We start from the raw sequence: 18,038 nt of genomic DNA, 5'->3' as shown, positions 1-18,038 counted from the left end.
GCTTGGGGAACCCGAGGGGTTGGTCAAGACCGTATTCGACGCCAAGACCGGCGAGCTTTTGGGCGCGCATATGATCGGCGCCGAAGTGACCGAGATGATTCAGGGTTACGTGGTGGGCCGCCAGTTGGAGACCACCGAAGAAGACCTGATGAACACCGTCTTCCCGCACCCCACGCTCAGCGAAATGATGCACGAAAGCGTGCTCGACGCCTACGGACGCGTCATCCATATGTGACGCATGTGCCCGGCCGGATCGCCCTGTCTGGCGCGGTCCGGCCGTACTGCAATCGCGCCTGGTCAGGTCCGGTTGTGAAATATAAACCCGATGAAATTCAGCAGCAGTTGCGCCGCCAAAATCTGCGTGCTCTCCGTCGGGTCATAGGCCGGCGCCACCTCGACCAGATCAATGCCAACCACATCGCCATGCGTGGTTAGTCCCTGCAGGATTTCCAGAACATCGTAATACTGGAACCCTCCATGACTGGGGGTACCAGTGCCCGGTGCGATGGACGGGCAGAAGGCGTCGATGTCGATAGTCACGTAATACCGTGCGCCTTTGGGAATGCGCTCCAGCACCCCTTGCGTACCCAGCTTGCGAACCTGCCGGACCGACAGGATGTCGGAACCGCGCGCGCGGGCATCGTCATAACCTTCCTTGGCCGTGGACGATACGTTGCGGATGCCCAGCTGTGTCATCCCCGAGACGTAGTCCTTTTCGATGGCACGCCGCATCGGATTGCCATGCCCGGCGGTGACGCCATGGCGCTCGTCCACGAAATCCAGATGCGCGTCGATCTGAACTACGTGGATCGGCCCCTTGGCAACGCAATCCTCGGCAAAAGCGTTGATGCAGGGGATGTTGATCGAATGATCGCCGCCGATGGTCACCGGCAAGGCGCCAGCGTCGAGGATCTTTTTCACGCCGTATTCGATGTTGGCGTGGCTTTCATCCGTCTTGGTATGGATGATGTCGGCATCACCCAGGTCGACCATCCGCACATCGCTGCCCAGATAAGTGGCGTCATCCTCGTGGTCATAGGCGCCGGCATGGCCAAAGCTGAACAGGGTCGAGGCCTCGCGCACCGCGCGCGGACCAAACCGGGCGCCGGGCCGCCATTGGGTGCCAAAGTCGAAGGGCGCGCCCAGAATGGCGACATCGGCATCGATCTGGTCCCAATCCGCCACATAGTCCTTCTTGGCGAAGGTCGAAATGCCGATAAATGGTAAATTTAGCCGACCCGCCTCATACCCGTGCCCTGCCATGTTCTGTTCTCCATTTTTTGCAGATCGGACTGTCTTCGGTTTACTTTGCCGAATATCCGTTCTCAGTGTCACGATTGATCGCCGGACGGTGAAAACTGTGCAACCCAGTCATTCCACTCGTTGACGATCTTGTTTATTTTCTTTTCGTCTCGCCCGTGGCGAAGGTCAAAGGGTTTGCGTTTTCCGGTCGCCATGAAGGACAGGCAATCCTGCGGATATGCGTCTGGGTTGACGTCGAAGTAAGACATGTCCCGGCCGATTGCGCTGGCAACCAGTGGCTTGAGAAAGGTCGTCTTTTGCACCAGATGCGGCTGGAGCGCCGCGACGCGGGCCAATTCCCGCGCGGGCCACTTACCGTCCAGATGCAGCGTCTCAAGCGGTGGCAGATCGTGAAACAGCACCAGAGACTCGTCCGGTGTTCTAAGGCCTGTCAAAGAGAGATGTCGCAGGTTTTGAAGTTTCCGAAGGGGCGACAGATCGCAGGTCTTTCGCCCGCCGCCGAATGCGTTGCCACTCAGCCGAAACAGCTCCAAACGGGAAAGCCGTTCGAGCCCACAAAGATCGGTCAGACGGCTGCAATCTTCGATCACCAGCTCTTTCAAGGTGTCAATTTTTGCTAGGGGCGCAAGCGAACCGATTTTGGGCAAGTCCATCAGCACGAGTGTCGTGAGCTGGGTCGTCAGCTTCAGAAACGACAGCTCGGCAATACGCCCCCCGATCAGCAAAAGATGTTTCGGGTCGAATTTTTGCAGGGCCTTGCTGGCCTCGTCTTCACTAAAATCCTTCAGGACCAGAACGTCTGCTTCAGTCTGTTCGGTCCTACTTGTGCTTTCGTTGGTCGGCGCAAAACCTGCATCAAAGAGTTTTGCCTTTACTGCCTGAAAAGGATCGAGGGCGTAAGGGTCGAAATCGGGATTGAACGGAACGTAACGCAAGTAATCGTGCTCTTGAAAGTTTGCGGACTTGGACAAGGCATTGAACTCTGGCGGCGAAACGAATTCAACCATAGGACGGCAATATGGGCGGCCCGGCTGCCTGGCTGGGTGCCGTCGCTCTGTGAGCAGTTGATAAACAAAGGGATGCGATTTGCGAAAATCCAACCGTTCACCATTTGTTCACATTTTTTAGTTGGAGACTCAGCGCCGCTCGCCTATTTCTAGGACACTTGTCTGTTGGGGGCCGGAATGGCTGAGTTGAAGAATATCGAGGTGCGCGGTGCGCGCGAGCATAATCTCAAAGGGATCGATGTGGATATCCCGCGCGACCGGCTGGTGGTGATCACCGGACTGTCGGGCTCGGGCAAGTCCTCGCTGGCCTTCGATACGATCTATGCCGAAGGGCAAAGGCGCTATGTGGAAAGCCTGTCTGCCTACGCACGCCAGTTTCTCGACATGATGGAAAAGCCGGATGTGGATCACATCAGCGGTCTGTCTCCGGCGATTTCCATCGAGCAGAAGACGACCTCGAAGAACCCACGCTCGACCGTCGGTACGGTGACCGAGATCTACGACTATCTACGTCTGCTCTTCGCGCGCGCCGGAACGCCTTATAGCCCCGCCACCGGTCTGCCCATCGAGGCGCAGCAGGTGCAGGACATGGTCGACCGGATCATGGCGATGGAGGAGGGCACGCGCGGCTATCTGCTGGCGCCCATCGTGCGCGACCGAAAGGGTGAGTACCGCAAGGAGTTCCTGGAATTGCGTAAGCAGGGGTTCCAGCGGGTCAAGGTCGATGGTGCCTTCTATGAGCTGGACGAACCGCCGACATTGGACAAGAAATTCCGCCACGATATCGACGTGGTGGTGGACCGTCTGGTGGTGCGCGAGGGGATGGAGACCCGGCTGGCCGACAGCCTACGCACGGCGCTCGATCTGGCCGACGGCATCGCGATTCTGGAGACCGCCCCGCGTGAAGGCGACCCGGAGCGGATCACGTTTTCCGAGAATTTTGCCTGCCCTGTCAGTGGTTTCACCATCCCCGAGATCGAACCGCGCCTGTTCTCGTTCAACGCACCCTTCGGGGCCTGCCCGGATTGTGATGGTCTTGGGGTTGAGCTGTTCTTTGACGAACGCCTCGTGGTGCCGGACCAGACGCTCAAGGTCTATGACGGGGCGCTGGCGCCATGGCGCAAGGGCAAGTCGCCTTACTTCCTGCAGACCATCGAGGCCATCGCGCGGCATTACGAGTTCGACAAGAACACCCCGTGGAAAGACCTGCCGAAACACGTGCAGCAAGTGTTCCTCTATGGTTCGGGCGACGAAGAAATCCCGTTCCGCTATGACGAGGGCGGGCGGGTCTATCAGGTCACCCGCACCTTCGAGGGCGTGATCCCCAACATGGAGCGCCGCTACCGCGAGACGGACTCGAACTGGATTCGTGAGGAATTCGAGCGTTACCAGAACAATCGCCCCTGCGGCACCTGCCGCGGTCACCGTCTGCGGGAAGAGGCGCTGGCGGTGAAGATCGCGGGCCGGCATGTGGGCAACGTGGTGCAGATGTCGATCCGCGAGGCGCTGGCCTGGATCGAGGCCGCGCCGGACCATCTGAGTGAACAGAAGAACGAGATCGCGCGCGCCATTCTCAAGGAAATTCGCGAGCGGCTGGGGTTCCTGAATAACGTGGGATTGGAATACCTTACGCTGTCACGTTCAAGTGGAACCCTGTCAGGCGGCGAGAGCCAGCGCATCCGTCTGGCCAGCCAGATCGGCTCGGGCTTGACTGGGGTGCTTTACGTGCTCGACGAACCCTCCATCGGATTGCATCAGCGCGACAATGACAGGCTGCTGGGTACGCTCAAGAACCTGCGCGATCAGGGCAACACGGTGATCGTGGTCGAACATGACGAGGAAGCGATCCGCGAGGCGGATTACGTGTTCGATATCGGCCCTGGCGCCGGGGTACATGGCGGGCAGGTGGTTAGCCACGGCACGCCTGACCACATCGCCTCGGATGCGGCCTCGATCACCGGGCAGTATCTGGCCGGGACCCGCGAGATCCCGCTGCCTGCGGTGCGGCGCGAGGGCAACGGCAAGACGGTTTCGGTGGTCAAGGCCACGGGCAATAACCTCAAGAAGGTGACCGCCGATTTCCCGTTGGGTAAGTTCGTCTGTGTGACCGGGGTGTCGGGCGGGGGCAAATCGACGCTGACTATCGAGACGCTGTTCAAGACCGCCTCAATGCGGCTCAACGGCGCGCGGCAGACGCCTGCGCCGTGTGAGACCATCAAGGGGCTCGAATATCTCGACAAGGTGATCGACATCGATCAGCGCCCGATCGGACGAACTCCGCGTTCGAATCCAGCCACTTACACCGGAGCCTTCACCCCGATTCGCGACTGGTTCGCGGGCCTGCCCGAGGCCAAGGCGCGCGGCTACAAGCCGGGCCGCTTCAGCTTCAACGTCAAGGGTGGGAGGTGCGAGGCCTGTCAGGGTGATGGCGTCATCAAGATCGAGATGCACTTTCTGCCCGACGTCTACGTGACCTGCGAGACCTGCAAGGGCGCGCGCTACAATCGCGAGACGCTGGAGATCAAGTTCAAGGGCAAGTCCATTGCCGACGTGCTGGACATGACCGTCGAGGACGCGCAGGAATTCTTCAAGGCGGTGCCCTCGATCCGTGAGAAGATGGATGCTTTAGCACGGGTGGGGCTGGGCTATATCAAGGTCGGCCAGCAGGCGACGACGCTGTCGGGCGGTGAGGCGCAGCGGGTGAAATTGTCGAAGGAACTCAGCAAACGCTCGACCGGGCGCACGCTCTATATCCTTGATGAGCCGACCACGGGCCTGCATTTCGAAGATGTCCGCAAGCTGTTGGAAGTGCTGCATGAACTGGTCGAACAGGGCAATACGGTGGTTGTGATCGAGCACAACTTGGACGTGGTGAAGACAGCAGACCATATCATCGACATTGGCCCCGAGGGCGGCGACGGCGGCGGTCAGATCGTGGCCAAGGGCACGCCGGAAGAGGTCGCAGACTGCGAGCGCAGCCATACTGGGCGGTATCTGAAACCGATGCTCGACGCACAGGCGGTTGCCGCCGAGTAGCCGGGTTTAACATACTGCGAGAAATGCGCCTGCTACTGGCGGAATCCGGCAGACCGGCGATGTCCGTGAGCCCAACACGAACGGAGATCACATGGCCGATCCAGACCCGACCCGGTTCACCTCTGCATCCTTATCCGGTTCCATTCAGGAGCGGTTAAAGCACTTGCGGGATTTGCCGGACGGCGTGGTCGAGCATCGTGAGGGTCAGATCGGGCAGGTGGTCGTCGCCAAGGACGGCAATGAGATGTTTCTGGTCTTTTGCCCGAGCGGGGTTCCCCTGAGCAATGGCGCGCTCAGCGGGGTCATGTCGCGCATTGATCTGACGAACCCTCTGACTTTGACCGGCGGCTATACGCAGGCGATGCTGTTGTGCCTCGCCTTCGTGCCGGAGCCTGAGCAAGTGTATGTCATGGGCGGCGGGGGCGGGCGGGTGCCGACAGTCCTTCATGCGCTGTTCGATGACGTCATGATCACCGGCTCGGAAATCGATCCGGACGTTCTGGACCTATCGTACCGGTTTTTCGGTCTGAAAGACGGCCCGCGCCTTTGGATTGCCTGCGCCGATGGCAGGTCGCATCTGGCCGGGCAAGCGGACGGGCAATTCGACCATATCTATCTGGACTGCTTCACTTCGGACGGGCGCGTACCGGACTCTTTGACCACGCCTGCGTTCTTTGAAACGTGCGCCAAAAAGCTCCGCGCCGGAGGTGTGGTGTGCATGAATTTCGTGGACAGCGACCCCCGGCTTTTTGAGCAGCGGGAAGAGTTTCAGGCGGTTTTTGCAGATGTCCGGATGGTCGAGGTCGAGGGCACGCATGTTCTGTTCGGACGCAAGGAGGCGTGCGCGGACTCGGACGTTCAGACAACCGCGCGCGCATTACAGGCGCGGGTGCCGTTCGGGTTCGATTTGCCGAGATACGCGGACCGGCTGCGTATTTTGCCCGCGAGCCGAAGCTAGATCAGCCGCGCCCGCGTTTTTCGAACCGGGGCAACATGGCGCTGAAATCCATGCCCTGACCGCCTTCGCCTTCGACGAACTGCTCATAAAGTGCGGTGGCGGCCTGACCCATTGGCGTGTCGGCGTCGGCGCTTTCGGCGGCCTGCTGGCTCAGACGCAGGTCCTTGAGCATCAGTTCGGCGGCAAAGCCCGGTTGGTAGCCGTTGTCGGCGGGGCTTTGCGGACCGACGCCGGGGGCGGGGCAATAGGCGTTCATGGTCCAGCTGTAACCTGACGACGTGCTGACCACATCGAACATCTTTTGCCGGTCCAGCCCCAGCTTGTCGGCCAGCGCAAAGGCCTCGCACGTGGCGATCATGGTGACCCCGAGGATCATGTTGTTGCAGATCTTGGCGGCCTGACCGGCACCCGCTTCGCCGCAATGCACGGCCTTCTGGCCCATGATGTCGAAGAGCGGTTCGGCCTTGGCGAAGGCCTCAGCCGTGCCGCCCGCCATGAAGGTCAGCGTGCCTGCCGCCGCGCCACCGATGCCGCCAGAAACTGGGGCGTCGACCGACAGAAGACCGGCGGCAGAGGCCTGTTCGGCCACCGCGCGGGCGCTGTCCACGTCCACGGTCGAGCAATCGACCAGTGCGGAACCCTGCGCCATCGCCGGGATCATCTCATTTGCCACCGCGCGCAGGATCTGACCGTTGGGGAGCATGGTGATGACCACCTTGGCACCGCTCGCGGCCTCGGCGCCCGAGCCTGCCATGGACACGCCCTCGACCGCCACATCGGTCATGTCGAAGCCGACGACCTCATGCCCCGCCTTGGCCAGATTGGCAGCCATCGGGGCACCCATGTTGCCCAGGCCAATGAACCCGATCTTCATCTCTCACTCCTCCTCGAATGTCAGCGCGTCCGCGCCCAACGGTTGCAGCATTTTGGAAACGGCCACAGCGGGTACGTTCATGTCGGCATATTGCCAGTGCGGATTGCGGTCCTTGTCAATGATCTGGGCCCGGATGCCTTCCAGAAAATCGCCATGCTCCATCGCGCGGTGGGTAAAGCGGTATTCCAATTCAAGCGCCTTGCGGATGGTCAGCGAGGGCCCGCGCAAGCGGTGCAGCATCTCGGCGGTGCAGGCCATGGAGATCGGGCAGTTCCGCCCGAGCGCCTTGAGTGCCCCTTGGGTGAATTCGGTGTCCTCACCACGCAGCGAGAGCAGGATGTCGCCCAAGGCCTCACCGGCGAAATGGCGGTCGATCTCAGGCTGCAGCCCGCGCAGGGGGTCTTGGGGTGCCGCCACGGCATGGCTTTCGACATGCGTCGCATCGCCCGAGGCTTCGAGCATTTCGATGAGATCGGACCACCCCTCCTGCGGGATGTAGTGATCGGCAAAGCCTGCAAAGATCGCGTCATCCGGCCCCATGCGGCCCCCGGTCAGGCCCAGATATTCACCCACACGGCCCGGAGCCAGGGCCAGCATCAGCGTGCCACCCACATCCGGGACCAGACCGATACCCACCTCGGGCATGGCGATGCGAGAGCTTTCGCCGACTATCCGGTGGCTGCCGTGACAGCCGATGCCGACACCGCCGCCCATGGTGAAGCCCTGCATGAAGCTGACCACCGGCTTGGGGTATTCGAAGATCATCGCGTTCATACGATATTCGTCGCGCCAGAACTTGCGGCCATATTCGTAATCGCCGCGGGTCCCGGTCTCATATAGCTCGGCGATATCGCCACCCGAGCAGAACGCCTTGTCCCCCGTGGCATCCATGATGATCAGGTCGACCGCATCATCCTCGCGCCAATTGCGCAGGGCGGTGTCGATGGCGAAGCACATCTCATAGCTCATCGCGTTCAACGCATGGGGCCGGTTCAGGGTAATCCGGCCCGCGCGGCCAGTGACGCGGATGTCGATGTCAGGCATGGGTCCCTCAGCGATTGGCCAGCATGTGGCGCGATACGATCACCCGCATGATTTCATTGGTACCTTCCAGGATCTGATGCACCCGTAGGTCACGGACCAGTTTCTCGATCCCGTAATCGGCAAGGTAACCATAACCGCCATGCAATTGCAGGCATTGATCGACCACTTTCGAGCCGGTCTCGGTGACGAATTTCTTGGCCATTGCGCAGAATTTGGTGGCGTCCGGCGAGCCCTGATCGAGTTTCCACGCTGCCTGCCGCAGAAAGGTGCGGGCAGCCTGCATCTCGATCTCCATATCCGCCAGCCGGAATTGCAGCGCCTGGAACTGGTCGATGGATTTGCCGAAGGCCTTGCGCTCGGACATGTATTGCAGGGTCAGGTTCAGCGCGGTCTGCGCCGCGCCCAGCGAGCAGGACGAGATGTTCAGCCGCCCGCCATCCAGCCCCGCCATGGCGTATTTGAACCCGTCGCCCTCGGTTCCCACCAGATTGTTCGCCGGGATCTTGCAATCGTCGAACTGCACTTGTGCGGTCGGCTGGCTTTTCCAGCCCATCTTCTGTTCCAGCGCGCCGAAGCTGAGGCCGGGGGTGCCGTCCTCGACATAAACGGTGGAAATCCCCTTGGGCCCGTCCTCGCCAGTGCGCACCATGCAGACATAGGCATCGGAATAACCGCCGCCCGAGATGAAGGCCTTGGTGCCGTTCAGCGTATAGCCCTCATTGGTGCGCTCGGCCCGGGTTTTCAGCGCGGCGGCGTCCGAGCCTGAGCCGGGTTCGGTCAGGCAGTAGCTTAGTACGGTATTCAGGCTCAGCACATCTGGCATCACCCGCGCCTTCAACTCGTCGCTGCCGAAGGTGTCGAGCATCTTGGCGCACATGTTGTGGATCGACAGGAAGGCCGCGACCGAGGGGCAGGCCATCGACAATGCCTCGAACACCAGTGTCGCATCCAGTCGGCTCAGGCCCGAGCCGCCAGCCTCTTCCGAGACGTAGAGCCCGCCGAAGCCCAGCTCGCCCACCTGCGGCCAAAGCTCTTTAGGGATTGTGCCTTCGGCCTCCCACTGACGAGCAAAGGGGGCGATGTTTTCCTGCCCGAACGCATGTGCCATGTCGAAAATGGCCGTTTGTTCCTCGGTCAGCGCGAAATCCATGGCCTGTCTCCCTCCCGGCATTGCGAATTGAACGACTGTTTATTTCCGAATTCTTACAGAAGTTTTGCAACCGGCGAAATGGCAAATCCGCCGAGCCTTGGTGATCTTCCATCCGCAGACAGGAGGCGGCTCAACTCTTCCTCTTGCCATACACATCCCGGGGTGAATTGGCCGCGGGTCAAGAGGGCAGCGCCCATGTCCACACTCAGAGATCGGCGTGGAATTCCTCGATAAGGTGCTGCACCACGGCGCGGCCCGGGTCGTCGCCGCGGGCCAGCGCCTCGGCATGGACGCGGCGCTGTCGGGTGGCCGAGGTGCCGGTCTCGGCAATGCGGCGCAGACGGGCGAGGTCAGTGAGGGTGCCGAGCGCCTCGGCATCTTCGGCCAGCATCCCCATCAACTCGTCCATCAACTCGGTCATCGGTTTGATCGAGCGGTCGCCGAAATCGATCAGCCCTTCGCCCACGCCGTAACGTTGCGCGCGCCAGCGGTTCTCGCCGATCAGGAACCGGTCGTACTGCCGCCAGCGCAGGTTGCGTTCTTTCAGACGGCAGAGCATCCGCACCAGCGCTTGGTTGAGCGCGGCAAGCGACAGGGTGTGATCCAGCCGAGGCTGTACATCCATGATCCGCGTCTCGAGCGTGGGAAAGCGGTGCGAGGGGCGCAGGTCCCACCAGATCTTGGTGGTGTCCTCGATCACGCCCAGATCAATCAGAATGCCGGTGGTGCGCTCGTATTCCGCCCAACTCCCGAAGATCGGCGGCAGGCCGGTGCGGGGCAGGTTGTCGAAAACGGTTAGCCGGTAGGAGGACAAGCCGGTGTCCTCACCGCTCCAATAGGGCGATGAGGTCGACAGCGCCAGAAGATGTGGCAGGAAATAACTGAGCTGCGGCATCAGATCGGCGCGCAAGGCCTGATCGGCGACCCCGACATGCACATGCATCCCGCAGATCAGCATCCGCCGGGCCACGCCGCCCAAGGCGTGCTGCAGCGCGTCGTAGCGTTCCTTGCGGGTGTGGTGCTGGTCCTTCCAGTTGGCGAATGGGTGGCAGGAGACGGCGATGGGGGCCAGATTATACTCAGCGGCGCGCTTGGACACGCAGGACCGCAGGCGCCTGAGGTCTTCGCGCGTTCCGGCGACGGTGGTGTGGGGGCGGGTGCCCACCTCGATCTGGCATTGCAGGAACTCGGGGCTGACCTGACCCTCGAAATCGTTCTGGCAGGCCTCCATCAGCGCGTCCGGCGCCTCGGCCAGTTGCAGCGAGTCGCGGTCGACCAGTAGATATTCCTCTTCAATCCCCAGCGTGAAGTCCTGCTGCATCGTGACCCTCCCGTTCGAAATTCCATTCAGTGAATACGGATTGGCCCGGCTTGCCAAGGGTTGCAGGGAACCCGGCCTTGCGATTGTTGCATCGGTAAGGCAAAGGAGGCATCAGAACACCAGCCCCGAGGGAGCCGCCCCGTGAAGCCGAGAAAATTCCCCCGCATCAACGCATTGCTCGACCGGTTCGGGGTCAAGCTGATCGACCGCATGCCCGAACGCGACGAGCGGGCGCGGCTGGAGGCGTTCGAGCGGGAAGGAGGCCTGGAGCGCCCGGCCTACGCGCTGTCGCCGGGTATGGAAGGGTTCGATATCTCGCAATTGGCCGCAGATTACCAAGCCCATGCGGATGCGCTGGTGGCGTTGAAAGATCCTGCGCGTAATCAGACCGGATACCGCTTGGGCAACGGCTACTATGACAGCCCGGATGCCGATGCGCTCTATCTGATGATCCGACGCTATCAGCCGAAACAGGTAATCGAGGTGGGCTGTGGCAACTCGACTCGCGTCACGCGGCAGGCGATCATTGATGGCGGGCTGGAGACGAAGATCACCGCCATCGACCCCTATCCGCGCGCCGACATCGCCCATGTGGTGGATCATTTCGAGCAGAAGCGGCTGGAAGAGGTCGATCCCGGGCTGTTTGCGGGGCTCGAGGCCGGGGATGTGCTGTTCATCGACTCCAGCCATGTGGTGCGGATGAGCAATGATGTGGCGCATCTGTTCTGCCGGATCATCCCGGCGCTGAAGCCCGGTGTTGTCATCCATGTGCATGACGTGTTCCTGCCTTATGAGTACCCCAAGCGGTTCTTCTACGATTGCCCGGGCTGGGGTGAGCAATACGTGCTGCATGCGCTGCTGCACGGAGGCGAGTATGAGATGCTTTGGCCCGGTTACTACCTGCAACAGGCCCGCCCGGACGCAGTGAAAGCGCTTCCGTTTCTATCCGAAGGCAGGGCGCAAAGCCTCTGGGTGCGAAAGCAGTAAGAGCAGAAGGACGCCCTGCATTTGCGAGTGGCTTCCGGACCGGCGAAGCGCACGGGCGGGGTAATCTGTCGGACCAACCGGTTCAACCTGATAAAACCACTTTTCTACCGCAATCGTGAACCAACCGCAGATTAAGCTTGCTATGCTGGGTTGGTGGTCTATCGGTTCTCGGGTTAACGAAAAAAGCAGGCGCATGACTCAATCTTTGACTTCTCCGCATATTCGTCACGATGCAACCTCTGCACGGGACTGGGTCAAAACGCTTGCGGATTATCGCGAACCCGATGAGTGGCGCAGCGCATTTGAACTGAGCGTCAGCGCGGTTCCCTTTTTGTCGCTTTGGGTGCTGGCTTGGATATCGTTGTCTCTCAGCCCCTGGCTCGCCCTTGCGATCTCGGTATTGAATGCGGCCTTTTTGCTACGCCTGTTTGCCATTCAGCACGACTGCGGTCATGGTTCGTTCTTCAAGCAGCGCGGCGTTGCCGATTGGGTCGGTCGGGTGATTGGAGTTTTCACACTGACACCCTACGACGTCTGGCGCCGCACCCATTCGATGCATCACAGTGCATCAGGTAATCTCGGTCGGCGCGGCATAGGTGATATTCACACGCTTACAGTCTCCGAATATCGGGAGCTTTCACCGTTCAACCGGCTGATGTACCGGCTGTACCGCCACCCGGCGACCCTGTTCGGCCTCGGGCCCAGCTATCTTTTTCTGCTGCAAAACCGTCTTCCGCTCGGGTTGATGAATGGCGCTCAGTATTGGGTCAGCGCGATGGCCACCAATTTCGCGATTGTCCTCGCTTTGGGCGGGATCTGGTATTTTGGAGGTTTGATGCCGATCCTGGTGATTTTCCTCCCATCCACGCTGATCGCTGCGACTGCTGGGGTGTGGTTGTTCTACGTGCAGCATCAGTTCGAAAACACCCGGTGGGACACCGAGGAGGATTGGCAATTGCACGATGCGGCCCTGCATGGCAGTTCGCACTACATCCTGCCGCCCGTCCTGCAATGGTTCAGCGCCAATATCGGCATTCACCACGTGCATCATCTTTACAGCCGCATCCCGTTTTATCGGCTGACCGAAGTGTTGCGTGATCATGCCGAGCTTTCACGGATTAACCGTATGACTATAAGAGAAAGTCTGGCCTGCGCTCGGCTGCACCTGTGGGATGAGAAAAGCAAGAAGCTGCTGTCGTTCTCTCAGGCGCGGAAACTGCCCGAATAGTCGGTTTTCGCATGAAACGGGCGGTGTGCGCTGACTGAACTGATGTCAGGTCTGGTAGTCCACGACTCATGCTCCGGTTGGTTTTCGAAGGTGTGCGAGCAGTTGTGTAAGTCATTGAATTTAATTTATTTTTATCCCTGAGTGATCCGCATTCCCCAGGCTGCCGTATCTCTCCATCATAAGCAGGAGAGGAGATCACCATGATGTTTCGGCGCAAATTCCTTGGAGTACTGGGGGCCGCGGCGGTTGCAACAACGGCGGCGATGCCGTTGCTGGCCGGAGGCCAGAAAGACATTGTCGATACCGCGGTCTCGGCCGGATCCTTCAACACTCTTGTCGCGGCAGTCCAAGCCGCCGGTCTGGCCGGAACGTTGAAGGGCAAGGGTCCGTTCACCGTTTTTGCGCCGACGGATGAGGCCTTTGCGGCCTTGCCCGAGGGCACGGTTGAAACGCTGCTCATGCCCGAGAACAAGGATCAGTTGGTGTCGATCCTGACCTACCATGTGGTGCCTGCCAAGGTGATGTCCGGCGACATCGCGGGCAAGCGGGCCAAGGTGCTAACCGTGCAGGGCGACCGGCTGAGCGTGAACGCGCGCAACGGGGTCAAGGTGCAGGGGGCCGAGGTTACACAGGCCGATATCGAGGCCACCAATGGCGTGATCCACGTGATCGACAAGGTGTTGCTGCCTGAGTGACACCGAGCCAAGAGCAAAGAGAAACTCCGGTCCATGCGGGCCGGGGTTTTTTGTTGGAGGTGCTTTACGGGGTCAAAGCAGGCGGACCTGGGTGCCGACCTGCACCAGCTCATAGAGGTCTTCGACATGCTGGTTATAAAGGCCGATGCAGCCCGACGAGCTTTGCCGTCCGATCTTGCGGGTGTCATGGGTGCCGTGGACCAGATAGGCAGGCCAACTCAGATACATCGCGCGGGTACCCAGCGGGTTGTCCACCGCGCCGCCCTCGACTCGCTGCGGCAGAGACGGGTCACGCTCGCGCATCGACGCGGTGGGCGTCCAGCTCGGGTTCTCACGCTTGCGCACAACCTCGGTATAGCCGCGTTTGGTCAGTTCCTCGCTCATTGGCACCGAGGAGGGGTAGAGGCGATAGGTCAGGTCATCCCCGCTCCAGTAGTGCACCGCCCGGCTGGTGATGTCGGCCAACAGGCAGCCGACGCCCAGCTCATCGAAATGGTCCTGCCAGCGCTGCTGCGAGAAGGACGAGACATTGCGGCGCACCGGCACCTTGGTATCGATCGGCGGCTCATCCGACGGAAACGCGTCCTGCGCGCGGACGAGGGCAGGGGTGGCCAACGTGGTAGCAACACCCAGCAAAGCGCTGCGGCGGGTCATGTGGGATTGGATCAACGGAGCCTCCGGAAATCTGCTCAATTCCTGAATTTGCAGGCGAAACTATGATCAAATCCAGCATTTTTCCAGATCGGTGGGATTGACTTTTTTGTGAGTCGAGGTTGTCGCCACCGGATCGGCAAAACCTCGCTTGCCAAAAAAAGCCCCGGCCTTGAAGCCGGGGCTTGGGTCAACGCGTGACGGGAACGGTCAGTCCATCGCCTTGAAGTTGAACTCGCCACCTTCCTTGATGCCCGAGGGCCAGCGTGCGGTGACGGTCTTGGTGCGGGTGTAGAACTTGAACGAGTCCGGCCCGTGCTGGTTCAGATCGCCGAACATGGACTTCTTCCAGCCGCCGAAGGTGTGATAGGCCAGCGGCACCGGGATCGGAACGTTGATGCCCACCATGCCGATATTGATGCGGCTGGCGAAATCGCGGGCGGTGTCGCCGTCGCGGGTGTAGATCGCGGTGCCGTTGCCATATTCGTGGTCCATCGCCAGGCCAATGGCCTCTTCGTAGGAGCCGGCGCGCACGGTGGACAGGACTGGGCCGAAGATCTCGGTCTTGTAGATGTCCATATCCGGGGTCACGCGGTCAAAGAGGTGTGGGCCGACAAAGAAGCCGTCCTCGTAGCCCTGCAAGCTGAAGTCGCGGTTGTCGACCACCAGTTCCGCGCCCTGATCGACGCCGGACTGGATCAGGCCCATGATCCGCTCTTTCGCTTCGCGGGTCACAACCGGGCCCATATCGACATCGTCGCCTGCGGTGTAGGGGCCGACTTTCAGCTTTTCGATGCGGGGCACCAGTTTCTCGATCAGCGCGTCGGCGGTTTCCTCGCCTACCGGCACGGCAACCGAAACGGCCATGCAGCGCTCGCCCGCCGCGCCGAAGCCCGCGCCGACCAGCGCGTCGGCGGCCTGGTCCATGTCGGCATCCGGCATGACGATCATGTGGTTCTTGGCGCCGCCGAAGCACTGGGCGCGCTTGCCGTTGGCGGTGGCGCGGGAATAGATGTACTGCGCGATCGGGGTTGAACCCACAAAGGACACGCCCTGAATGATGTCGCTGTCGAGCAGCGTATCGACCGCTTCCTTGTCGCCGTTGACGACCTGGAACACGCCCTTGGGCAGCCCGGCCTCGACGAACAACTCGGCCAGCATCAGCGGTACCGAGGGGTCACGCTCCGACGGTTTCAGCACCACGGCATTGCCGCAGGCCAGCGCGGGGCCAACGTGCCAGAGCGGCATCATGGCAGGGAAGTTGAATGGCATGATCGACGCCACCACGCCCAGCGGCTGACGCATCGAGTACATGTCGATGCCGGGGCCGGCGCTGTCGGTGAATTCGCCCTTCAGCATCTGCGGCGCGCCGATGCAGTATTCGATCACCTCAAGACCGCGCTGCAGGTCGCCCTTGGCGTCGGGCAGGGTCTTGCCGTGCTCGCGGCTCAGCGCCTCGGCCAGCTTGTCCATGTCGCGGTTCATCAGGCCGACCATGGCCATCATCACCCGGGCGCGGCGCTGCGGGTTCGTCGCACCCCATTCGGGCTGCGCGGAGGCGGCCTTTTCGATGGCGGCGGTGGTTTCCGCCACGCTGGCCATCGGGCATTTCGACTGCACTTCGCCAGTGGCGGGGTTGAAGACATCGGCAAAACGGCCGGACGCGCCGGTAACCTGTTCGCCGTTGATGAAGTGGGTCAGTTCCTGCATCTCAGACTCCTCCGGTTCAAGTTGTGCGAACCATAGGCTTGCAAAAATCCAATGAACAGAGGCAATGTCTCAAAGTAGCTTTGCAAAAATGCAGGTATAGCCGATGGAGCCGAACTGGGACGATCTGAGAGTTTTCCTTGCGGTGGCACGCGAACAGAGCCTTTCGGCTGCGGGCCGGTTGCTCAAGTTCGATCCGGCCACCGTGGGGCGGCGTGTTGCGCGGCTGGAGCTTGCGCTGGAGGCGCCGCTGTTCACCAAATCACCGCAGGGTTATGTTCTGACCCCGGCGGGTGAGCGGTTAATGGCTCATGGATTGCAGGCGGAAGAGGCGATGCGCGCAGCCGCAGGCGCGATGGCCGGGCCGACGGAATCGCTGAGCGGGCAGATCCGGATTGGCGCCCCGGATGGCAGCGCGAACTATCTGCTGCCACAGGTATGCGCGAAAATCTGCGATGCGAATCCCGACCTCGATATTCAGATCCTGGCGTTGCCGCGCATCATCAACCTGTCGCGGCGCGAGGCGGACATGGCCGTCACCGTCAGTGCGCCCACGGCCGGGCAGTTGCTGGTTCAGAAGATCAGCGATTACCGGCTGCACATGGTTGCCACCCGGGACTATCTGCAAAAACACCCGCCTATTCATACGATTGCCGATCTCAGCGCGCACAGGATGATCGGGTATATCCCGGATATGATCTTTGATCGGGAACTGGATTACCTCAATGACATAGGGGTAGGGCGGGTCGCGCTGGCCTCAAATTCGGTATCCGTTCAGTTGCGCCAGGTTTCGCAAGGCTCGGGCGTGGGCGTAGCGCATGACTTCACCCTGCCGTTTCACCCGGAACTGCGGAAAATCCTGACCGATCAGATCAGCCTCACCCGCAGCTTCTATCTGGTCCGCCATCAGGGCGATCACCGCAACGAGCGCCTGAACCGGTTTGCCGAGGCGCTGACCCGCGGCATTCGCGACGAAGTGGCCCGGCTGGAGGCCGACGGAGCATCTTGACAGGGCCCGCCAATGAGGCAACGCTTTGTAAAATGAAAGTTTATTTCGGAGGTGAAGCGTATGCTGGTTCAGGCCATTCTGAAATCCAAGGCGACGCCGGGTGTCTTCACTGTGACGTCCTCGGCCACGGTGACCGAAGTGTCCAAGGTGCTCGCGGAAAAGCGGATTGGGACCGTGGTGGTATCGGACGATGACGGACAGACAGCCAGCGGCATTTTGTCGGAACGTGACATCGTGCGGGAATTGGCGGCCAATGGCAGCGGCTGTTTGACCGAACCGGTCGGCAACTACATGACCCGAAATGTGGTCACCTGCACGCGGCAGAATACCGTCCAGGACATCCTAACGACGATGACCGAAGGGCGGTTCCGCCACATGCCGGTCGTCGAAGAAGGCAAGCTCGTCGGCATCGTGACGCTAGGCGATGTGGTCAAGGCGCAGCTGACCGAGCTTGAGATGGAGAAGGATGCCCTCGAAGGCATGATCATGGGGCACTAAGCCTGCCGTAACGGCGCTGTTGCCTGCAAGGACGCCACTGTTTGGCACTTCCTCTTGCACCTGCGGCAAAGATATGTTTGCTTGCGCAGAAATTTTATTGCGCTGGAGGGCGTCATGCGGGTTGGATTGTATCCCGGAACCTTCGATCCGATCACCATAGGTCATATCGACATCATCCGCCGCGCCACGGCGCTGGTGGATAAGCTGGTGATTGGCGTCGCGATCAACCGCGACAAGGGCCCGCTTTTCAATCTGGAAGAGCGCGTGGAAATGCTCGAAGCCGAATGCGCGGAGCTTACCGCGCAGACCGGAACCGAAATCGTCGCGCACCCTTTCGAAAACCTGCTGATCGACTGCGCGCATGACGTGGGCGCCCAGATCATCGTGCGCGGCCTGCGCGCGGTGGCGGATTTCGAATACGAATTTCAGATGGTCGGCATGAACCGCGCGTTGGACGACTCGGTCGAGACCGTCTTTCTGATGGCTGAGGCGCGGCACCAGGCCATCGCCTCGAAACTGGTCAAGGAAATCGCGCGCCTTGGCGGGGACGTGTCGAAATTCGTCACGCCCCGCGTCAATGCAGCGCTGAAAGAGCAGCTAGGTTAAGAGA

Annotated in this window: 16 protein-coding genes and 1 pseudogene; 9 read left to right on the top strand and 8 right to left on the bottom strand. The window is 60.9% G+C overall.

Annotated elements, in window-relative coordinates; translation table 11 throughout:
* Positions 1 to 235, top strand: a pseudogene (locus AB3N21_RS17715) (dihydrolipoyl dehydrogenase); the annotation flags it as partial.
* Positions 236 to 297: 62 nt separating this feature from the next.
* Here the strand turns inward: AB3N21_RS17715 and speB are convergent.
* The gene (gene speB, locus AB3N21_RS17710; RefSeq protein WP_367936458.1) at positions 298 to 1,263 is read right to left on the bottom strand and encodes an agmatinase; all 966 of its coding nucleotides are present in this window, start codon (positions 1,261 to 1,263) and stop codon (positions 298 to 300) included.
* A 68-nt stretch (positions 1,264 to 1,331) separates the two neighbouring features.
* The gene (locus tag AB3N21_RS17705) at positions 1,332 to 2,270 is read right to left on the bottom strand and encodes a hypothetical protein (protein ID WP_367936457.1); all 939 of its coding nucleotides are present in this window, start codon (positions 2,268 to 2,270) and stop codon (positions 1,332 to 1,334) included.
* Between the two features lie 177 nt (positions 2,271 to 2,447).
* Between AB3N21_RS17705 and uvrA the strand changes: the two genes are divergently transcribed.
* Both uvrA and AB3N21_RS17695 read left to right on the top strand, forming a co-directional pair.
* A complete protein-coding gene (gene uvrA / locus AB3N21_RS17700; protein ID WP_367936456.1) occupies positions 2,448 to 5,306 on the top strand; it encodes an excinuclease ABC subunit UvrA in 2,859 nt (952 codons plus the stop codon).
* A gap of 91 nt (positions 5,307 to 5,397) precedes the next feature.
* On the top strand, positions 5,398 to 6,264 hold the full coding sequence (locus AB3N21_RS17695; RefSeq protein WP_367936455.1) for a spermidine synthase: 867 nt from the start codon (positions 5,398 to 5,400) through the stop codon (positions 6,262 to 6,264).
* Position 6,265: 1 nt separating this feature from the next.
* On the opposite strand, the gene mmsB is transcribed toward AB3N21_RS17695, so the two are convergent.
* The 4 genes from mmsB to AB3N21_RS17675 form a co-directional block, all read right to left on the bottom strand.
* The gene (gene mmsB / locus AB3N21_RS17690) at positions 6,266 to 7,138 is read right to left on the bottom strand and encodes a 3-hydroxyisobutyrate dehydrogenase (RefSeq protein WP_367936454.1); all 873 of its coding nucleotides are present in this window, start codon (positions 7,136 to 7,138) and stop codon (positions 6,266 to 6,268) included.
* A gap of 3 nt (positions 7,139 to 7,141) precedes the next feature.
* Entirely contained in the window at positions 7,142 to 8,182 is a 1,041-nt protein-coding gene (locus tag AB3N21_RS17685; RefSeq protein ID WP_367936453.1) for an enoyl-CoA hydratase/isomerase family protein, read from the bottom strand.
* A gap of 7 nt (positions 8,183 to 8,189) precedes the next feature.
* Positions 8,190 to 9,332 carry an acyl-CoA dehydrogenase family protein gene (locus AB3N21_RS17680; RefSeq protein ID WP_367936452.1) on the bottom strand — a complete coding sequence of 381 codons (1,143 nt, stop codon included), beginning with the start codon at positions 9,330 to 9,332 and terminating at the stop codon, positions 8,190 to 8,192.
* A gap of 205 nt (positions 9,333 to 9,537) precedes the next feature.
* Positions 9,538 to 10,653, bottom strand: coding sequence for a carboxylate-amine ligase (locus AB3N21_RS17675; protein ID WP_367936451.1), 1,116 nt, complete (start codon positions 10,651 to 10,653; stop codon positions 9,538 to 9,540).
* 141 nt (positions 10,654 to 10,794) lie between these two features.
* Here AB3N21_RS17675 and AB3N21_RS17670 point away from each other — a divergent pair, with 141 nt between their 5' ends.
* The 3 genes from AB3N21_RS17670 to AB3N21_RS17660 all read left to right on the top strand — a co-directional run bounded on the left by AB3N21_RS17670 (position 10,795) and on the right by AB3N21_RS17660 (position 13,563).
* A complete protein-coding gene (locus AB3N21_RS17670; protein ID WP_367936450.1) occupies positions 10,795 to 11,640 on the top strand; it encodes a class I SAM-dependent methyltransferase in 846 nt (281 codons plus the stop codon).
* Between the two features lie 193 nt (positions 11,641 to 11,833).
* Positions 11,834 to 12,868, top strand: a complete 1,035-nt coding sequence (locus tag AB3N21_RS17665) for a fatty acid desaturase (protein WP_367936449.1) — start codon at positions 11,834 to 11,836, stop codon at positions 12,866 to 12,868.
* Between the two features lie 203 nt (positions 12,869 to 13,071).
* A complete protein-coding gene (locus AB3N21_RS17660) occupies positions 13,072 to 13,563 on the top strand; it encodes a fasciclin domain-containing protein (protein ID WP_367936462.1) in 492 nt (163 codons plus the stop codon).
* A 72-nt stretch (positions 13,564 to 13,635) separates the two neighbouring features.
* Here AB3N21_RS17660 and AB3N21_RS17655 read toward each other — a convergent pair whose 3' ends face one another.
* Positions 13,636 to 14,217, bottom strand: a complete 582-nt coding sequence (locus AB3N21_RS17655) for a L,D-transpeptidase (RefSeq protein ID WP_367936448.1) — start codon at positions 14,215 to 14,217, stop codon at positions 13,636 to 13,638.
* A gap of 207 nt (positions 14,218 to 14,424) precedes the next feature.
* On the bottom strand, positions 14,425 to 15,924 hold the full coding sequence (locus AB3N21_RS17650) for a CoA-acylating methylmalonate-semialdehyde dehydrogenase (protein ID WP_367936447.1): 1,500 nt from the start codon (positions 15,922 to 15,924) through the stop codon (positions 14,425 to 14,427).
* A gap of 103 nt (positions 15,925 to 16,027) precedes the next feature.
* Here AB3N21_RS17650 and AB3N21_RS17645 point away from each other — a divergent pair, with 103 nt between their 5' ends.
* The 3 genes from AB3N21_RS17645 (at position 16,028) to coaD (ending at position 18,034) form a co-directional block, all read left to right on the top strand.
* Entirely contained in the window at positions 16,028 to 16,930 is a 903-nt protein-coding gene (locus AB3N21_RS17645; RefSeq protein ID WP_367936446.1) for a LysR family transcriptional regulator, read from the top strand.
* A 60-nt stretch (positions 16,931 to 16,990) separates the two neighbouring features.
* Entirely contained in the window at positions 16,991 to 17,428 is a 438-nt protein-coding gene (locus tag AB3N21_RS17640; protein WP_171180265.1) for a CBS domain-containing protein, read from the top strand.
* Positions 17,429 to 17,542: 114 nt separating this feature from the next.
* Positions 17,543 to 18,034 carry a pantetheine-phosphate adenylyltransferase gene (coaD, locus tag AB3N21_RS17635; protein ID WP_171180263.1) on the top strand — a complete coding sequence of 164 codons (492 nt, stop codon included), beginning with the start codon at positions 17,543 to 17,545 and terminating at the stop codon, positions 18,032 to 18,034.
* The last annotated feature ends 4 nt before the right edge of the window (positions 18,035 to 18,038 follow it).

Source organism: Ruegeria sp., assembly GCF_040830605.1.
In the GTDB taxonomy this organism is placed as follows: domain Bacteria; phylum Pseudomonadota; class Alphaproteobacteria; order Rhodobacterales; family Rhodobacteraceae; genus Ruegeria.
Note: the sequence above shows the minus strand (reverse complement) of the source record. Positions and strands in the feature narration are given on the sequence as shown.